16 protein-coding genes and 1 pseudogene are annotated in these 15,787 nt (G+C 39.2%); 9 read left to right on the top strand and 8 right to left on the bottom strand.

The features are described 5' to 3' along the window. The first annotated feature begins 65 nt into the window (after nt 1–65). The gene (locus MSHOH_RS09225; RefSeq protein ID WP_048139118.1) at nt 66–1,505 is read left to right on the top strand and encodes a carbon starvation CstA family protein; all 1,440 of its coding nucleotides are present in this window, start codon (nt 66–68) and stop codon (nt 1,503–1,505) included. A 512-nt stretch (nt 1,506–2,017) separates the two neighbouring features. Further along, entirely contained in the window at nt 2,018–2,743 is a 726-nt protein-coding gene (locus tag MSHOH_RS09220) for a flavodoxin family protein (protein WP_048139116.1), read from the top strand. 269 nt (nt 2,744–3,012) lie between these two features. Here MSHOH_RS09220 and MSHOH_RS09210 read toward each other — a convergent pair whose 3' ends face one another. After that, on the bottom strand, nt 3,013–3,600 hold the full coding sequence (locus MSHOH_RS09210; protein ID WP_048139112.1) for a class I SAM-dependent methyltransferase: 588 nt from the start codon (nt 3,598–3,600) through the stop codon (nt 3,013–3,015). A gap of 690 nt (nt 3,601–4,290) precedes the next feature. On the opposite strand from MSHOH_RS09210, the gene MSHOH_RS09205 reads away from it, so the two are divergent. The 3 genes from MSHOH_RS09205 (at nt 4,291) to eif1A (ending at nt 5,710) form a co-directional block, all read left to right on the top strand. Continuing rightward, nucleotides 4,291–4,476, top strand: coding sequence for a CxxC-x17-CxxC domain-containing protein (locus MSHOH_RS09205; protein WP_048139110.1), 186 nt, complete (start codon nt 4,291–4,293; stop codon nt 4,474–4,476). Between the two features lie 474 nt (nt 4,477–4,950). Further along, complete coding sequence (locus tag MSHOH_RS09200) at nt 4,951–5,133, top strand: CxxC-x17-CxxC domain-containing protein (RefSeq protein ID WP_048134822.1); 183 nt, start codon at nt 4,951–4,953, stop codon at nt 5,131–5,133. A gap of 247 nt (nt 5,134–5,380) precedes the next feature. Next, nucleotides 5,381–5,710, top strand: coding sequence for a translation initiation factor eIF-1A (gene eif1A / locus MSHOH_RS22730; protein ID WP_082089294.1), 330 nt, complete (start codon nt 5,381–5,383; stop codon nt 5,708–5,710). Between the two features lie 458 nt (nt 5,711–6,168). On the opposite strand, the gene MSHOH_RS09190 is transcribed toward eif1A, so the two are convergent. Together MSHOH_RS09190 and MSHOH_RS09185 are read right to left on the bottom strand one after the other, a co-directional pair. Further along, nucleotides 6,169–7,230 (bottom strand): NAD(P)-dependent alcohol dehydrogenase, encoded by a 1,062-nt coding sequence (locus tag MSHOH_RS09190; RefSeq protein WP_048139106.1) that lies wholly within the window; start codon nt 7,228–7,230, stop codon nt 6,169–6,171. Nucleotides 7,231–7,909: 679 nt separating this feature from the next. Continuing rightward, a complete protein-coding gene (locus tag MSHOH_RS09185) occupies nt 7,910–8,620 on the bottom strand; it encodes an SAM-dependent methyltransferase (RefSeq protein WP_048139104.1) in 711 nt (236 codons plus the stop codon). A 238-nt stretch (nt 8,621–8,858) separates the two neighbouring features. Between MSHOH_RS09185 and MSHOH_RS09180 the strand changes: the two genes are divergently transcribed. Next, a complete protein-coding gene (locus MSHOH_RS09180) occupies nt 8,859–9,686 on the top strand; it encodes a TrmB family transcriptional regulator (protein ID WP_048139102.1) in 828 nt (275 codons plus the stop codon). Between the two features lie 186 nt (nt 9,687–9,872). Here MSHOH_RS09180 and MSHOH_RS09175 read toward each other — a convergent pair whose 3' ends face one another. Then, the gene (locus tag MSHOH_RS09175; protein WP_048139100.1) at nt 9,873–10,202 is read right to left on the bottom strand and encodes a hypothetical protein; all 330 of its coding nucleotides are present in this window, start codon (nt 10,200–10,202) and stop codon (nt 9,873–9,875) included. A gap of 399 nt (nt 10,203–10,601) precedes the next feature. Between MSHOH_RS09175 and MSHOH_RS25135 the strand changes: the two genes are divergently transcribed. The 3 genes from MSHOH_RS25135 to MSHOH_RS09160 all read left to right on the top strand — a co-directional run bounded on the left by MSHOH_RS25135 (nt 10,602) and on the right by MSHOH_RS09160 (nt 11,528). Further along, nucleotides 10,602–10,748, top strand: a complete 147-nt coding sequence (locus tag MSHOH_RS25135; RefSeq protein WP_239451300.1) for a toxin-antitoxin system TumE family protein — start codon at nt 10,602–10,604, stop codon at nt 10,746–10,748. Between the two features lie 311 nt (nt 10,749–11,059). Beyond that, nucleotides 11,060–11,311, top strand: coding sequence for a type II toxin-antitoxin system HicB family antitoxin (locus MSHOH_RS09165; protein WP_048139098.1), 252 nt, complete (start codon nt 11,060–11,062; stop codon nt 11,309–11,311). Beyond that, nucleotides 11,304–11,528, top strand: coding sequence for a type II toxin-antitoxin system HicA family toxin (locus MSHOH_RS09160; RefSeq protein ID WP_048139096.1), 225 nt, complete (start codon nt 11,304–11,306; stop codon nt 11,526–11,528). Before MSHOH_RS09165 ends, MSHOH_RS09160 begins: the two co-directional genes overlap by 8 nt. Before the next feature lie 97 nt (nt 11,529–11,625). Here the strand turns inward: MSHOH_RS09160 and MSHOH_RS09155 are convergent, their stop codons facing one another. The 4 genes and pseudogenes from MSHOH_RS09155 to MSHOH_RS23660 all read right to left on the bottom strand — a co-directional run. Continuing rightward, nucleotides 11,626–12,558, bottom strand: a complete 933-nt coding sequence (locus MSHOH_RS09155) for a Fic family protein (protein WP_048139094.1) — start codon at nt 12,556–12,558, stop codon at nt 11,626–11,628. Between the two features lie 334 nt (nt 12,559–12,892). Then, entirely contained in the window at nt 12,893–13,954 is a 1,062-nt protein-coding gene (locus MSHOH_RS09150; protein WP_048139092.1) for an NAD(P)-dependent alcohol dehydrogenase, read from the bottom strand. 484 nt (nt 13,955–14,438) lie between these two features. Further along, on the bottom strand, nt 14,439–15,260 hold the full coding sequence (locus tag MSHOH_RS09145) for a class I SAM-dependent methyltransferase (protein WP_048139090.1): 822 nt from the start codon (nt 15,258–15,260) through the stop codon (nt 14,439–14,441). A gap of 239 nt (nt 15,261–15,499) precedes the next feature. Further along, nucleotides 15,500–15,625: pseudogene (locus tag MSHOH_RS23660) on the bottom strand (hypothetical protein); the annotation flags it as partial. Nucleotides 15,626–15,787: the final 162 nt, after the last annotated feature.

The raw sequence follows: 15,787 nt of genomic DNA, 5'->3' as shown, positions 1-15,787 counted from the left end.
AGTACATTTAATAGAAAATTTGAAGGGAAACCAGCAAATAATAAAAAACCTCTTTATTAAATAATATGATCAGTTTCCTTATCTCTCTGGCCACTCTTTTGTTGGGCTATTTTTCGTACGGTATGTTTGTCGAAAATGTATTCGGAGCTGATTCTTCACGAAGAACGCCTGCGTACACCAAGGAAGACGGTGTTGATTTTGTTCCCCTCAGCTGGCCAAGAATATTCCTCATCCAATTTCTCAACATTGCTGGCCTGGGCCCTATATATGGGGCTATTCTGGGAGCCTTATACGGTCCCGCTTCTTTCCTGTGGATCGTCCTGGGTAGTATTTTTGCAGGCGGAGTGCATGATTATTTTTCCGGAATGCTAAGTGTCCGTCATGAGGGAAAGAGCATTTCAGAAATTGTGGGGATATATTTAGGAAGAAAGGCCAGGGTTGCCATTATCGTGTTCTCCACCATCTTACTCATACTTATAGGAACGGTATTTATGTCCGGACCGGCAGGACTTATGGCAAATCTGGGATTCACAGGGCTACTGGCCCAATCGAATTTCTGGCTGGTCATCATCCTCCTATATTACTTCCTGGCTACTGTCGATCCGATCGACAAGATCGTAAGCCGTATCTACCCCTTATTTGGAGCTGTCCTGTTGATAATGGCATTAGGCATCGTCTCCATGCTTCTCATTAAAGGATATGAGATACCTGAAATAGCCTTCAGGAGTTTCCATCCTGAAGGCCTTCCTTTGTGGCCTATGCTTTTTGTAACCATAGCCTGCGGAGCTGTTAGCGGGTTCCACTCAACCCAGTCTCCGGTAATGTCCCGATGTCTGACTAATGAGAAATATGGCAGACGTATTTTTTACGGAGCTATGATAGCAGAGGGGGTTATCGCCCTTATCTGGGCTGCTGCTGCAATGTCTTTCTTTCCAGGAGGAGTAACCGGTCTGAGTGAAATCACTACTGCAGGAGGTGCTGCCCTGGTGGTAAAGAATGTATCATTGGGTTTGCTGGGGCCTGTAGGAGGAATTCTAGCAATCCTCGGAGTTATTGCCTGCCCCATTACATCTGGAGATACGGCATTCAGGAGTGTACGTCTAACCATAGCTGATGCAATTAACCTGGACCAGAGACCTTTAAAGAACAGGTTAATAATAGCTTTGCCAATATTTGCCATCGGGTTCAGTCTGACTCTGATCGATTTCAGTATAGTCTGGCGTTACTTCGCTTTCTCGAATCAGGCATTAGCTACCATAGTTCTCTGGACATCTGCTGTATATTTGTCAAATAACGACAGATTTCACTGGATCGCTACCATCCCGGCTGCATTTATGACAGCGGTGGTAACAACATATATCTTACAGGCCCCTGAAGGGTTCAGCCTACCAACCAGTATCACTTATCCTGCAGGAGTAGGCTGTGCAGCCGCAGCTTGTGGTTTATTTGCTACCTTTTTAAGGAAAAGATCTCTATCATCAGCTTACTCGGTGAGTAAACAATGAATAAAGATATGATGGCTATATATAACTGTGATAGTAAGACCTCAGAAAGTCAAAACATCCGGTAATGAGTCGACAAATATGAAATGAAAACCTTTCCCTGTAATCAATTCAGTTAAAACATATTGTTCTTGCCGACGATTTACTTGAATCTTTCCCGAATAAGTTGTTAAAAAAGAATTGGGAAAAAAGAGCTAAAAAACCCATAGTTTTTATAGATTTGAAAAATGAGAAATCTTCAGAAAGATTAGTTTTTTGACCCGGAAATAGATTCTTCTGAGTTGTTTTCCTCAGTACAAATACAGTTTGTGTGATAATTTCTCAAATACATTTTTATGCAAGAGTGTAATTTCTGATTTACTGCAATATTTTTTCAGTGGAGCTTTTTTAATTTTTGTAAGACCCAAAAAATGTGATTTATAAGTAATGAGCGTAAAAGGACTGCTTTTTGACGCAATGAAACAAAAACCTGTTCTTTGCTAAAAGTGGTTGAGGTATGTTGGAGGGAATCACATATGAAAGTTCTGGCAATAAATTCCAGTCCAAGAATGGATAAAGGCAACACGGCTTTGATACTGAATCCTTTTCTTGAAGGGATGAAAGAAGCAGGAGCAGAGGTTGAACTCTTCTATACAAAGAAGCTTAATATCAACCCCTGTACAGGTGAGTTTAACTGCTGGCTGAAGACCCCAGGTAAGTGTTATCATAATGACGACATGAATATCTTATATCCTAAGATCGCTGAGGTTGACGTTATAGTGTTTGCTACCCCCGTTTATGTAGACGGGGTCACGGGTCCGATGAAGAATCTGATTGACAGGATGATACCAAGGGTACAGCCCTTCTTTGAGCTACGAGAAGAACACTGTCGCCATTCAGTACGTGGGGAAGCTAAGACTCTCAAATTTGTGCTGATCTCTAATTGTGGTTTTTGGGAGAAGGATAATTTTGATCCCTTGCTTGTGTTTATGAAAGCATTTTGTAAGAATGCATCCGCCGAGTTTGCAGGGGCACTTTTGCGCCCTCATGGCGAAGCTATGCCCGGTATGCTGGAGATGGGTGCACCGATAAATGACATTTTTGAGGCGGCAAAGGAAGCAGGTCGTCAGCTCGCAAAAGGACAGAAGATATCACAGGAAAACCTTGATGCTGTGAGCCGTGAACTCTTGCCGAAGGAAATGTATATTCAGATTGTAAACCAGTATTTCCAGCAAACTTTAGAAGCACTGGAGAAGTGTTAACGGAATTCGCTCACTACTTTTCTATTTTTGTGAACACGATCAATAAAAAAGATTTTTCTTATTTTTTATCTGCTACTTTTCGTCTATTCTTAACCGGCTTTAAATATGTTTATCCTGTTGACGATCTGCTTCAATTTCTTCCGAACATGTTTGTAAGGAAAAAGAAATTGAAGAAACCGTAATTTTTGCAGATTTGGAGAGCACTCGCACTCTGAAGAGCTTATTAATTTCACGTTTATCGATATTTTCGAAATTACTTTCTTATCCGATTAATTTCTTGTAGCTGATAAAAGATAGGCTTTTCTACTACTCGGACTGAGCAACGAATCAAAAACCGCGTCTTTTATATAGACTATATTAAAAAGGGGCGAAAAAGTACTCTCTATTTCAGCTTTTGAGAGTCTTCTGGGCAACTCGTATTCTCCCGGCTCCTTATCAGAGAAACATAGCATGAAATATTTGCCGCCTTCCCTGAGTATCCTGTGCACCTGTTGCGTAAAAACCGGTCTCTCTTCATCTGTCATCACGTGAAACAGGCCGGAATCTATGACGACATCGAACTCGCCTTCCTTGAAAAACCGGTCCATCTGCAGTACATTTCCTACAACAAAGTTTACCTTAATATGACGCTCTACAGCTTTTGCCCTTGCGTCGGAGATGGCATTTTCAGCAAGGTCCATACCTGTAACATCACATCCACTCATAGCCAGCATTATCGCATTCTCACCCCGGCCACATCCTATGTCCAGAGCTCGACCAGGCCTGATCTCTCCACTTTGTATAAGAGCCTGAAAAGCAGACTGGGGGTGATCTAGGTCCCACGGCGGCGTGCCCTTATATACTTCATTCCAGAACAAATTTCTCCTCCTCTAAGCTAAAAATATTAAGTTACAATTTGATACCGGTTAACGATAAACCTTAATTCAAATAAATTTTCTGGGTGACCTCTATTTTGGGAGAATAATTTTTATAGTAAAGTAAAAAATTTTGATTTGGTGATTTATTAGAGTAAGTTTCGTTTGTCAAAGTATATTTTTCTAATTGTTTTAGCTCAGTTCAAAGATATTATTTCCTGCTGGCGGTCTGCTTGAATCTCACCCAATACATTTGTAAGAAAAGGGAACTAAAAAATTCTCGATTTTTGCAACTTTAGAAGAGGCACTTTACAGGGCTGACAAATTTTGCTTTATCGATCAAACCTTTGAAGCTGGTTCATAAGTCATTAATCAGATATTTGGTATTGCATATCTGTTTTCGAATTATGCTGTCAGGTTTTTCAAACGAAGCCTGTTTTCAGAAATATCAGAAAAATGGGTTGTTAGCTTTTCTGCAAACCGTATTAAAAAAAATTGTTATCTAATTTGATAAAGAGTATGTTCATATTTTATAGATAAATTTATATATTTTAAGTGCCATTTATGTATGTTGATAAATAAAGAGACGTATAACAATCTGTTATTAAAAACCAATTTTTGTTTTTAATCAAAGAGTTCTATACAATCTTATTTTCAAACAATTAACAAAAACTAAAACAAGGTGAAACAAAAATGGCTTTTAATGACAGAAACATGTTTAGAGGAAATAATTTCGGCGCTCCCAGAGAAATGCACAAAGCTATCTGTTCTGACTGCAATGTTGAGACAGAAGTGCCTTTCAAACCTGACCCGGAAAGACCGGTCTATTGCAGAGAGTGTCTTCCTAACCACAGGAAATCCAGAGAAAACAGATACTAAATGTTGTTTATGTAACTGAGTTACATCAACACTTTTTTCTTTTCCACTTTTTGAGGTCTATCTTAGAGGCTGTCTTAAAATATAATTATTATACCTGTGACCTTTTACAGTTTGAGAAGGAGCACTTTACAGAGCCAATTGTTATGTAATTTAGTGATCTTTTGGCATTGAAGTGGCTGTTTTTAAAGGATAGTGAAAATTTTTCAAGCAATCCTGGTTTCAAAAGCATAACATCAAAAAATGGGCTGCTACCTTCTCTGTAAACTATGTTTAAAAAAAGAGTTCTCTACGTTGAGAGAGTGAGCTCTCTTTTGTATAAGCACCTTTATGTAATTTGACTGTATGATGTATGTATTGAAAATAAAGAGACGTATGATCTGTTATTAAAAACCGATTTTTGTTTTTAATCTAGGGGATATACAATCTTGTTTTTAAAATTATTAAATATCCGCTACAAGCGGAGGTGAAACGAAAATGGCTTTTAATGACAGAAATTTCAGGGGAAATTCCGGAGGTTTCCGCGGTAACAGCGGACCAAGGGAAATGACAAAAGTGACCTGTTCTGACTGCGGTGTTGAAACTGAGGTACCGTTCAAACCCACCGAAGGAAGACCAGTGTATTGCAGGGAATGTCTTCCTAACCACAGGAAATTTTAAGGATAATCTGCATCAGGTGTTAATTTGTCATTAAAGTTACATTAACGCCTGATTCATCTTTTCTTTTTGTTTTTTTTGGTTTATTCTCTTTGTTTCTTTACTTGTTTCCACCTCATGAGGAAAGAAAAAGTAAGAACAAACCGGCATAGATAATGGGAACCGGTACGAATTATTCAATACACTACTTCTAAACAAATTAACATAAGTATGTCAAGGAGGAATTAATCTGGCTAATTACAGAAGCACTATTAGAAAAAGACAATCGGGATCAAACAAACCAGTAAATGCAGGAGATACCCCTGAAGTATCAAGGGTACGAATCCCCCGCAAAGACCGAAATGAAGTCCTGGCAACGGTTGCGAGTTTACTAGGTTCGAAAAGGGTAACGCTTCAATGTATGGATGGAGTCGTTCGCATGGGCAGGATTCCAGGTTCTAAAAAGAAGAAGATGTGGATCCGCGAAGGCGATGTTGTCATAGCCAATCCCTGGGAAATCCAGGACTCCAAAGCCGAAGTAATCTGGAAATATACAAGACCTCAGGTCGAATGGCTTGAGCGGAAAGGCTATATTAAGTAAAGATTTTAAAAGTATAGAATAAAGATATGCCTGATATAACAGGTATCTGAAACAAAGGTGTCTGAAAAAGATGCCTGAAATCCATATTTTACTTTTCTGCAGAAGCGCGTCTCTGTTGCTGCTGGCAAGATTCTATAGACGATTTATTGAAATCTCATACTTTAGCTTTTATAATTACTATAGAAAAATGCTGAAACTTCTTTCATTCCCTCTTATTTTCTATTTTAATATACTTTTCCTGCTGGCGGTCTGCTTAAATCTCCCCCGAATAGGTTTGTTAAGAAAAGGGCTAAGGAATGTAAAATTAAAAACCCGTGATTTTTGCAGCTTTAGAAGGTGCACTCTGCAGGGTTTTTACGACTCTATCCTATCTGATCAATCCCTTACATAAGGCGAGAATACCCCTTCCTTAAAACTCTTAGCTTTGTGAAGAGTTTTGGAAGGGATAATTGACTCGCTTATTTATCCAGAAGAACAACAGGTTTGATCAGATCTCTTGGTTTATTTTTCATGAGCATGAGAGCATCTTCTATTTTGTCGAATCCTTTGAATACGTGGGTGGCCATTTTTTCCGGTTTTATTCTTCCGTAGGTACATAGGTTTGCCATTCTTTCCATTCTCAGACGACCTCCGGTTGTCAGGCTACCACGTATGTCTTTGTGAGACATACCCACCCCCCATTCAATACGTGGAATGGGAAGTATGTCTCCGGTTCCGTAGTAGTTGACGTTTGATACAGTGCCTCCAGGTTTTACAATTTTGACTGCATCCGAAATTGTGTTTTCATTTCCTCCTGCTATGATTACAGAGTCCACACCTTTTCCATTCGTCTTTTCAAGAATCTGTTCAACAAGTCCACCTTTTCTGTAGTCAATAATTTCAGATGCTCCGTATTCCAGAGCAAGATCAACAGAGGCTTTCCGACTTCCTATTGCAAAGAGCCTGCCTGCACCAAGAATAGTTGCACCTGCCACTGCCATCAGACCAACGGGACCAATTCCTATGACTGCAACTGTAGAGCCCGTTTTAATTTTTGCCATTTCTGCACCCTGTATTCCGGTAGTTGCCATATCTGATAGCATGACAGCCTGTTCGAGGGGCATTCCTTCTGGAAGTAGAGCTAAATTCATGTCTGCATCATTTACATGGAAATATTCTGCAAAGACTCCATTTTTGGAGTTTGAAAATTTCCATCCACCAAGCATTCCATTTGAGTGCATAGGTACTCCATCCTGTGCCTCCATAGATCGCCAGTCAGGTGTAATTGCAGGAACAATTACTTTATCGCCTGGTTTGAAGTCTTTGACCTCTGATCCGATTTCATCTATAACACCTGCAGATTCATGTCCTAAAATCAAGTTTTTGCGGTCTCCAAGCGCACCTTCCCAGACAGTATGAACATCTGAGGTACACGGAGCAACAGCAATAGGTCTAACGATTGCATCATATGGTCCTGCTGAAGGTCTTTCAGCATCAATCCATCCCACTTTCCCAATACCAAGCATTGCAAATCCTTTCATATTATCCCACCAACCTTTTCAAAATAATTATTCTTCAATGTCCTTTATAATAACCCACCATGTTAATCTGCTGTAGTGGTATTTATAATTACTAAGGATGGAAACTTGAGTTTTATTTTCAATTCAATTCAGTTAAAATATTTTTTTCCTGCCAGCGGTCTGCTTAGATCTACCACGAATACGTTTGTTAAGATAAAGTTAAGAAAGGTGAAATTAAAAGATCCGTGATTTTTGCAGTCTTGAAGGGGTACTTTGCAGGGCTTCTTTAGATTAAGCGATTCTTTTTCCCTCGGGGGGATTTTTCTGATTCGAGTGAAGTTTTTCTAGTGTATAGGGATCGAGGAAAGCTGTCAGAAATCGGACCCCTCCTAATATTGAATGAAAATCTTCCCTCAAAGCAATTCATTAAAAATATATTTTTCCTGCCGCAGTCTGCTGAAATCTTCCCCAAATACATTTGGATGATTAAGAAATCGAAAACCCGACAACGTACATTGAAGAAGTAGCAGTTTCCAATCCGCTCATTTTTTCCTTTATTTATTTAGAATGTAAGTAATGTGACTTGAAAAGTACTTTCGTTTCTTTTCGCCTGTAATTTGAATAATTTCATTGCCGATCTAAGGAAGTTAATGAACGGAATTTTGTAGGCCAGGTCGTGAGCTCCTCAACAAATTTTGAATCATAACTTTGTAGCTATGATTGAAACCAGATTAAAGTAGTTTCCACCTTCAGCTTCCATCATTCCTATATCCCTACGAGCATAATCGTTATCACACGAAAGCCAATCCTGCCAGGATTCTTTTAAGCAATTTAATTCTTTGCATTCTTTAATACTTACCAAATCAGAGCTTTTCCATAAATTATACCACCAATCGTATGAGTGTAGAGTTAAAGTCATATCATCAAACCAGTATGGCACTAATTCTGCTGGAACTCCATTTGTAAATTCCTGCTTCAAGCCCGGAACTGCAACTGCCATTTGCCCTCCTTTTTTTACGAGTGGAGCAAAATACTTTGTCAAATAATCTGCTTCGATCCCAAAATAATGATAGGCATCTATGCTTATGGCAAGATCAAAAAACTCATTTGCAAAAGGTAGGTTGTGTGCTTCGGCATGGATTGGGATTATTTTATCTTCCAGGCCCATTGACTTAATTCTCTCATAGTTCTCTGTTGCACTGATCCAGAGATCAGTTGCAAAAACTGTAACATCATATTCTTTTGCCAGGAATATTGAGGTCAGCCCTCTCCCACAACCAAGATCAAGTATTCTCATACCTTTCTCAAATTTCAAAGATTCGGACACTTCTTCAAGAATCTTCATTGAGTTTGGTCCCATCATGTTTTCTTTAACAAAATCAAAATCATATTTGTTACTTTTTGTAAACATCATCTTGACCACTTTTAGCTACTCTATCCCATATTATTTCATGGAGTTTGTTACTTATTATTCTTCTATAGGTTCAATGTAACCTTTGTCACATATCGTTCTTTTATTCGAACTAATGTATTCGGTCAGTATAGCCTTTAACTTAACAACTTCACTTTCATATGCTTGAACAGTAGTCTTAATATCGTTCAGAAAGATAATCGTTTTACTCTACAATAAACTGAAAAGTAGTGAAAAGATGGATGAAAAATTACTTGCAAAAATTGGATTGAACAGGTATGAGAGTTCAGTTTACCTGACACTTCTAAAACAGGATTCTATAGAAGCAAGCAAATTATCACATGCATCGAAAGTCCCTATAGGAAAGATCTACGAGGTTCTCAAAGCCCTCAAAAATTATGAGCTTGTCGAAATCCAGCCATCACGACCACAGAGATACCGGGCGGTTGATCCTAAAAGCGCATTTAAACTCATGTACAAAAGAAAAGAGGAAGAAACACTCAATGAGCTAAAAATTCTCAAAGAAACATTTGATGAAATCGAAAGGGAACTTTGCAACGACAGTTCCCCACAAAATGTTGAAACTATCTTCTGGCCTGACAGGTTTCGTAATAATGAACTAAATGAAATGGTGACTTCATCTTTTGAGAAAATAGAGCAAGAAATGTGTGTTGTAATTCATATTAAGTACAAGCCTGGAAGATCGGAGCTGTATGATGCCTCAGTATCCACCTTTAGCAAAGCTTATATGAGTTTAGTACAGCGCGGCATAAAAGTTAAAATTTTAGATCCGGGATCACAACTACTGCCATCATTAAAAGAGCTTATTGATTCAATAGAAGATCTGTCATTTAAACGCGATTTTAAGGATCTGATGGAAGTAAGAATTTTAGAAACCGAATACAATTTTACAATCATCGATTCTAAGATAACCCTGATCGATATTGAAGACCAGTTCAATATGAGTAGAAACCTCGGTATGACAAGAATATATAATGAATCATATGCAAAGCGATTCAAGACAAAATTTGATGAACTCTGGACAAATGGTGAATTATTTCTCTAACTTGATTTTTAAACATACCTGTAATTTTGCAGCTTTATAAGGGACATTTTGCAGGATTTTTGATCGAACTCGTCTATTAAAAGACAATAGGTTTAAGATTTGTTATCGAGAGATTTCTTGGATTCAAGATAATATATTCGCTATAAATTTGAATAGTTCCTTGCAACAACAAGTTAAGCAATTACATTAAACGCATGAAGTTCCTTTGTTGTTGTTTTTGAGTAGCACTAATATTACGACTCCCCACCACGCAATTGAAAGGATCAACCACCATTTGCTTCTTCCCTTTATCTCCAGTGCCCAAGCAGAGAGTGGAACCATTAACAAGCACCAAATGATTAATTCAAGTATCGTTAGAGAAATTTCATTGGGCATTACAATCATCCCAACTCCTGCAAGAAGTCCGATGATAGTGCCTACTAGCAATAAAAAGCTCATCACAGAACCAAATGACAAAAGTAAGAAGTTATTTGGATTCTGTTGAGCCCATACCTTGAATCCTTTATATCTTTCCATATTTTACTCTCCGCTCAACATATTTTCTATAAAGCGTTCCCCACTTATTAATAATGGTTAGGCTGTTTATCTATTAAAAGTTTTACCATTTTTTAAATTACTTTAAATATTTGTCTTCATTTGCGGAATCAAATCAATCTTTTCTGACATTAATAAAACAACCCTAAAGACTATTTTCTTTAATTTCTCCGTAGTCTCTTTCATATTTTGAGAGAAAAATAGAGAAAAGAGGAAAATAAAGAAGTATCGAATTAACGGATATATTTAAGATATGACAAACAAAACTGTTTCTGCTTTTTCTTCCGGCGATATTGTTCTGGAATTAAAAGTTATCAAAGCAATCTTTGAGTCGCCTGTTCAGGCAATAAAAGCTAGAGTAACCCTCAAGGCGGTTACACGTTGCAGATTAGTGAAAGTTCAGGGTCAAACTTCAGACGGTACTTCTACCACCTTCAAAAAGGGGATGAGATGGTAAAACGATGGGACAATTCTCCTCACTGGAAAGATCCTAAAACGTTTCCATATCATGTATGTGGCTATTGCTGAAAAACCTTCCACTGATTTCGAATTTGTTTAAGTTGTAGTTCTCATCAAACTTATTTTTAATCCAGTTTAAACATATTTTTTTGTAGGCGGTTCTCTTAAATCTTCCCTAAACATGTTTATTGAGAAAAAAGTAAGAAAAAAGAACCAAAAACATGTGATTCTTGCATTTTTAGAAAGAATTTTTAGAAAGAGGTATTTCTTTATCGTTCAGTAACAGTAAACCAAAACTTAATCAATCGATCCATAGAATCTATATAAGACCTAGACAGCATAGAACTGAATACACAAAAGTTCAGAAAGGAGTCTTATCAATGCTTATACAATATATCCAAGCAGCTCTTGAAAGGGCAAAATACGAAATAATCGATGACGAAGAACCTTATTATGGAGAAGTCCCCGAACTTGAGGGTGTATGGGCTACAGGCAAGACCCTTGAAGAATGCCGCCGAAACCTGGAAGAAGTTATCGATGAATGGATTGTCATCAGATTAAGAAACAGACTGCCTCTTCCCCGGATAGGAAACCATATAATCAAAGAACCGGGAGATATTGCAGTTGTCTAAATTGGTTCCTGTCGATTGGCGAACTTTTGTTAAAAGGCTACAGGAACTGGGATTTGAAGGGCCTTATTCTGGCGGAAAGCATCCTTTTATGAGAAAAGGAGATCTTGTTTTGACGATTCCCAATCCGAATAAAGGTACAATCGGAGTTGACCTTTTGACCAGAATTCTTAAACAAGCCCGGATTTCTCGGGAAGAATGGATTGGAGAGGATTCCTGAAAATTAGAGTCCACAAACAGAATACAATTGAAATATATTTTTCCTGCCGGTGGCCTGCTTAAATTTACCCCGAAAACGTTTGTTAAAAACACAGAAATCAAATATCCTTTTTTCCATGCTCGGATAGATACTGTCCAACCGCATGTTTTGAACTGTGCCATGTTTTTCCTATTTTTACTGCATCCAGAAGCCCCTGTCTGGCCCGCAGGCTGAGGTATTCCTGAGAATAAGGAGTTTCCATGGCAAGTTCTTTCAGAGGCAATAGTTCGTCGTTTCCTCCTGAGATGGAGAGATAAAGGGTCAAGTTTTCATCCACGGCTTTTGCTATGTAATTGGCAAACGGTCCCAAGTTACCAGTATCTGCAGCTCTAAGGCATTTGTAGTATTTTCCCCTGTCCTCTTTTTTGAGCACGACAGGAGGATAATCCCTTGCAATCAAATATAAATTTGTGAGAAGCCGGGCTACCCGTCCGTTTCCGTCACTGAATGGATGAATTTCTACAAACCTGTGATGCAGGAAGGAAGCTGTTTCAATGGGATGCTCACTGTTTTCAGTTATCTTTTCGATAAGTTCATCCATCAGTTTCGCTATCTTCGACCAATCGGGCGAAGATTTTACTGCACCGGTTATCCTCACATTTCTGGTGCGGTATCTGCCTGCATCTTCAAGTATGCCTCTGGTTACAATTTCATGGATTTCCTGAATTATGATATGGTCTATTGAACATTTTTTCTTTGCCAGCTCTTCCATCCGGTCAAAAGCTTTCGCGTTATTTGTCGCTTCAATATGCTCTCTGAGAGATTTCCCGCCAATAGTCAGCCCTTCTTCCAGGATAAGTTTTGTTTCCTGGAGTGTTAGCGTATTACCTTCTATCGCGTTCGAGTGGTAGGTGTGCACTAACCTCGTCTCTTCATGGAGCCTGCCTAAAACATCTGCCGGAATGGGCCGCATGGAGTCTAGCTGCTTCATTTTTTCACTTATTCTTGCAAGAAGTTCTCCTTTAATCAGTTGAGTATCGGTATCTGCCATAACTCTGTATATCCGATATATGCCCATAATATATATCGGTATTGGCAAATTTTTGATCTATCCGATGTTGCAGTTTTTTTTTCACTCAGCTCATTTGAGGTATATTTTCCTGCCGGAAGTCTACTAAAATCTCCCCAGAATAAGTTTGTTGAGATAACGTTAAGAAAAGTGAAATTGGAAAAACCGTGACTTTTGCAGATTTAAAAGTGATACTTCGCAGGATTTTTACGATTCTATCCATCTATCTGATCAATCCTTTATGCATAAGGCGAGAATACCCCTTCCTTAAAACTTTGAGCTTTGCGAAAAGTTTAGGGAGGGGTAGTTGACTCGCTTATTCATCCAGAAGAACAACAGGTTTGATCAGATCTCTTGGTTTATTTTTCATGAGCATAAGAGCTTCTTCCATTTTGTCGAATCCTTCGAATACATGGGTGACCATTTTTTCCGGTTTTATTCTTCCATAGGTACACAGGTCTGCCATTCTTTCCATTCTCAGACGACCTCCGGTTGTCAGGCCTCCACGTATGTCTTTGTGAGCCATACCCGACCCCCATTCAATACGTGGAATGGGAAGTATGTCTCCGGTTCCGTAGTAGTTGACGTTTGATACAGTGCCTCCAGGTTTTACAATTTTGACTGCATCCGAAATTGTGTTTTCATTTCCTCCTGCTATGATTACAGAATCCACACCTTTTCCATTCGTCTTTTCAAGAATCTGTTCAACAAGTCCACCTTTTCTGTAGTCAATAATTTCAGATGCTCCGTATTCCAGAGCAAGATCAACAGAGACTTTCCGGCTTCCTACTGCAAAGAGCCTGCCTGCACCAAGAATAGTTGCACCTGCCACTGCCATCAGACCAACGGGACCAATTCCTATGACTGCAACTGTAGAGCCCGTTTTAATTTTTGCCATTTCTGCACCCTGTATTCCGGTAGTTGCCATATCTGATAGCATGACAGCCTGTTCGAGGGGCATTCCTTCTGGAAGTAGAGCTAAATTCATGTCTGCATCATTTACATGGAAACATTCTGCAAAAACCCCACTTTTGAAGTTTGAAAACTTCCATCCAGAAAGCATTCCATTTGAGTGCATAGGTACTCCATCCTGTGCCTCCATGGACCTCCAGTCAGGTGTAATTGCAGGAACAATTACTTTATCGCCTGGTTTGAAGTCTTTGACCTCTGATCCGATTTCATCTATAACACCTACGGCTTCGTGTCCTAAAATCATGTTTTTGCGGTCTCCAAGCGCACCTTCCCAGACAGTATGAATATCTGATGTACACGGCGCGACCGCAAGAGGCCTCACTATTGCATCATATGGTCCTGCTGAAGGTCTTTCAGCATCAATCCATCCCACTTTTCCGATTTCAAGCATTGCAAATCCTTTCATATTATCACACCAACCTTTTCAAAATAATTACTTTTCAATGTTTTTCGTAGTAACCCACATTCTGCAGCAACTACATCTTAACATATAGAAATTTTGTATTATTAGAGGATTTCTATTTTCCTCCGATTTTGTTGATTAAAGAATAAGAAAAGAGAAATTGAAAAACCTGTGATTTTTGTAGCCTTAAAAAGGGCACTTTGCAGGGCTTTTTTAGATTAAGCGATTCTTTTTTCTTGTGGGAAGATATTTCTGATTAAAGCGACGTTTTTAAAGTAAATTAAGGATCAAGGAAAGCCTTCATTTAAGAGCCTATCCGAAAAGTCAGTAATACATGTTGAGAAGTCACAATCTATAATATCAGAGCACCCATTCCGGTTGTGAATATTGAATATTGTAAAAGTTATAACAGGTAACTACTTTTCGGATAATCTCTAAGCCGTGAAAAACCTTGAAAAGTATCCCTGCTAATTGATTTTATATCCCTTCACATCTCTTCTTTCGCTTTTGTTGCGATTGCAAACAGCGTAATATTCCCAAAACCTGTGCTTTCCGGGGTCTGGGCTTTCCTGAATTCTTCGGTAATTTCCTGTCTGATCTTTTCCCTGACCTCGTCGGGAATGTCCTTCAACACTCCTTCGGGGCTGTCCTTCTCTTCCAAGTGCTGCAAAAACTCTTCTGGTGAATTATACTTCCGTGGGACTGCCCTTGGCTCTATTGAGATGCCGGTAAAGCCGGCTTCTGAAAGCAGATCATGGAGTTCCTGTGAAGTTACTTTTTTCATGCCCCTGTGCCATTCATGGTGCCTTTCGATGCCATATTTTGCGAGAATGGGGTCTGCAAGTGCCTTCTTCGTGTTGGGGCTGTCTCTGTCAATTGTTGTCATGCCAACCATGCCCCCTGGCCTGAGCACCCGATATATTTCATTAAGGGCGGTTTTCTTATCATCAACCCAGTGGAATGAGGAGCAGAAATATGCATGGTTTATCGAGTTATCCGGTACGTCTCTTAGATCCTCAGCCTGTCCTACCAGAAAACGGACATTGCCTGAGGAATCTCCGTCAAACTTTTTTCGTGCAAGTTCAATGCGATATGAAGAAGGATCGATCCCCGTGAGCTTGCCAGCCGGCCCAATAATTCCGGCGACGTTCAGGGCCTGCCGCCCGGTTCCGCAGCCAACGTCAAGCACGAAATCCCCTATCTTTATTCCCATCATTTCTATCAGTACATGTCCTTTCTGGAACTGATGATCACAGTTCCGGTCATACCTTTCGGCCCCTTCGGGAGAGTCCCAGTCAATTTCGCTCATTTTCGTTCACCTTCTGGAATCTTAACAGACATTCTGGTGGAGATAAATCATGATCAGTATAACTTGAGGTTCTTCTGACTCTCAAAGATAAGGGGGTTAACCCCACTTTACAGGAAAAACAAAGAACCTGATTTTTCAAGCAGAAGTATGAAATTAATATTTCTGATTCTTACTAACTGAAGCAAAAGATATAAACATTTCTTATTTTTTCAGAAAAATCAGGATTTAAGCAGCTATTGTCACAATCCAGAAAAGATCCATGAACTCTGTAACCCCTGGAACCCCTGATACTTCGCAAACCCTTCTGCATCCTTCTGGTCAATGGTCTGACTATCAAATGAGACCAGGTCTTCGGAGTAGAGGGCTCTCCCTCGAGTACATTTGTTAAGAATCAGAAGTAACTATCAGAACGAACCGCCGGATACGAAATGAATATCTCCCCCCAACACAATCAATTGAAATATATTTTTCCTGCCGGCGGTCTGCTTAAATCTTCCCCGAATACATTTGTTAAGATTAAGTAAGAA

Origin of the sequence: Methanosarcina horonobensis HB-1 = JCM 15518 (assembly GCF_000970285.1) — an archaeon.
GTDB lineage: Archaea > Halobacteriota > Methanosarcinia > Methanosarcinales > Methanosarcinaceae > Methanosarcina > Methanosarcina horonobensis.
Note: the sequence above shows the minus strand (reverse complement) of the source record. Positions and strands in the feature narration are given on the sequence as shown.

Excerpts from the sequence above, each read along its gene's own strand:
- MSHOH_RS09205 (WP_048139110.1), top strand. The coding sequence starts at position 4,291 with ATGGCTTTTAATGACAGAAACATGTTTAGAGGAAATAATTTCGGCGCT.
- MSHOH_RS09175 (WP_048139100.1), bottom strand. The coding sequence starts at position 10,202 with ATGGAAAGATATAAAGGATTCAAGGTATGGGCTCAACAGAATCCAAAT.
- MSHOH_RS09155 (WP_048139094.1), bottom strand. The coding sequence starts at position 12,558 with ATGGCAGATACCGATACTCAACTGATTAAAGGAGAACTTCTTGCAAGA.
- MSHOH_RS09180 (WP_048139102.1), top strand. The coding sequence starts at position 8,859 with ATGGATGAAAAATTACTTGCAAAAATTGGATTGAACAGGTATGAGAGT.
- MSHOH_RS09150 (WP_048139092.1), bottom strand. The coding sequence starts at position 13,954 with ATGAAAGGATTTGCAATGCTTGAAATCGGAAAAGTGGGATGGATTGAT.
- MSHOH_RS09165 (WP_048139098.1), top strand. The coding sequence starts at position 11,060 with ATGCTTATACAATATATCCAAGCAGCTCTTGAAAGGGCAAAATACGAA.
- MSHOH_RS09185 (WP_048139104.1), bottom strand. The coding sequence starts at position 8,620 with ATGTTTACAAAAAGTAACAAATATGATTTTGATTTTGTTAAAGAAAAC.
- MSHOH_RS09200 (WP_048134822.1), top strand. The coding sequence starts at position 4,951 with ATGGCTTTTAATGACAGAAATTTCAGGGGAAATTCCGGAGGTTTCCGC.
- MSHOH_RS09145 (WP_048139090.1), bottom strand. The coding sequence starts at position 15,260 with ATGAGCGAAATTGACTGGGACTCTCCCGAAGGGGCCGAAAGGTATGAC.
- MSHOH_RS09225 (WP_048139118.1), top strand. The coding sequence starts at position 66 with ATGATCAGTTTCCTTATCTCTCTGGCCACTCTTTTGTTGGGCTATTTT.
- MSHOH_RS09220 (WP_048139116.1), top strand. The coding sequence starts at position 2,018 with ATGAAAGTTCTGGCAATAAATTCCAGTCCAAGAATGGATAAAGGCAAC.
- MSHOH_RS09190 (WP_048139106.1), bottom strand. The coding sequence starts at position 7,230 with ATGAAAGGATTTGCAATGCTTGGTATTGGGAAAGTGGGATGGATTGAT.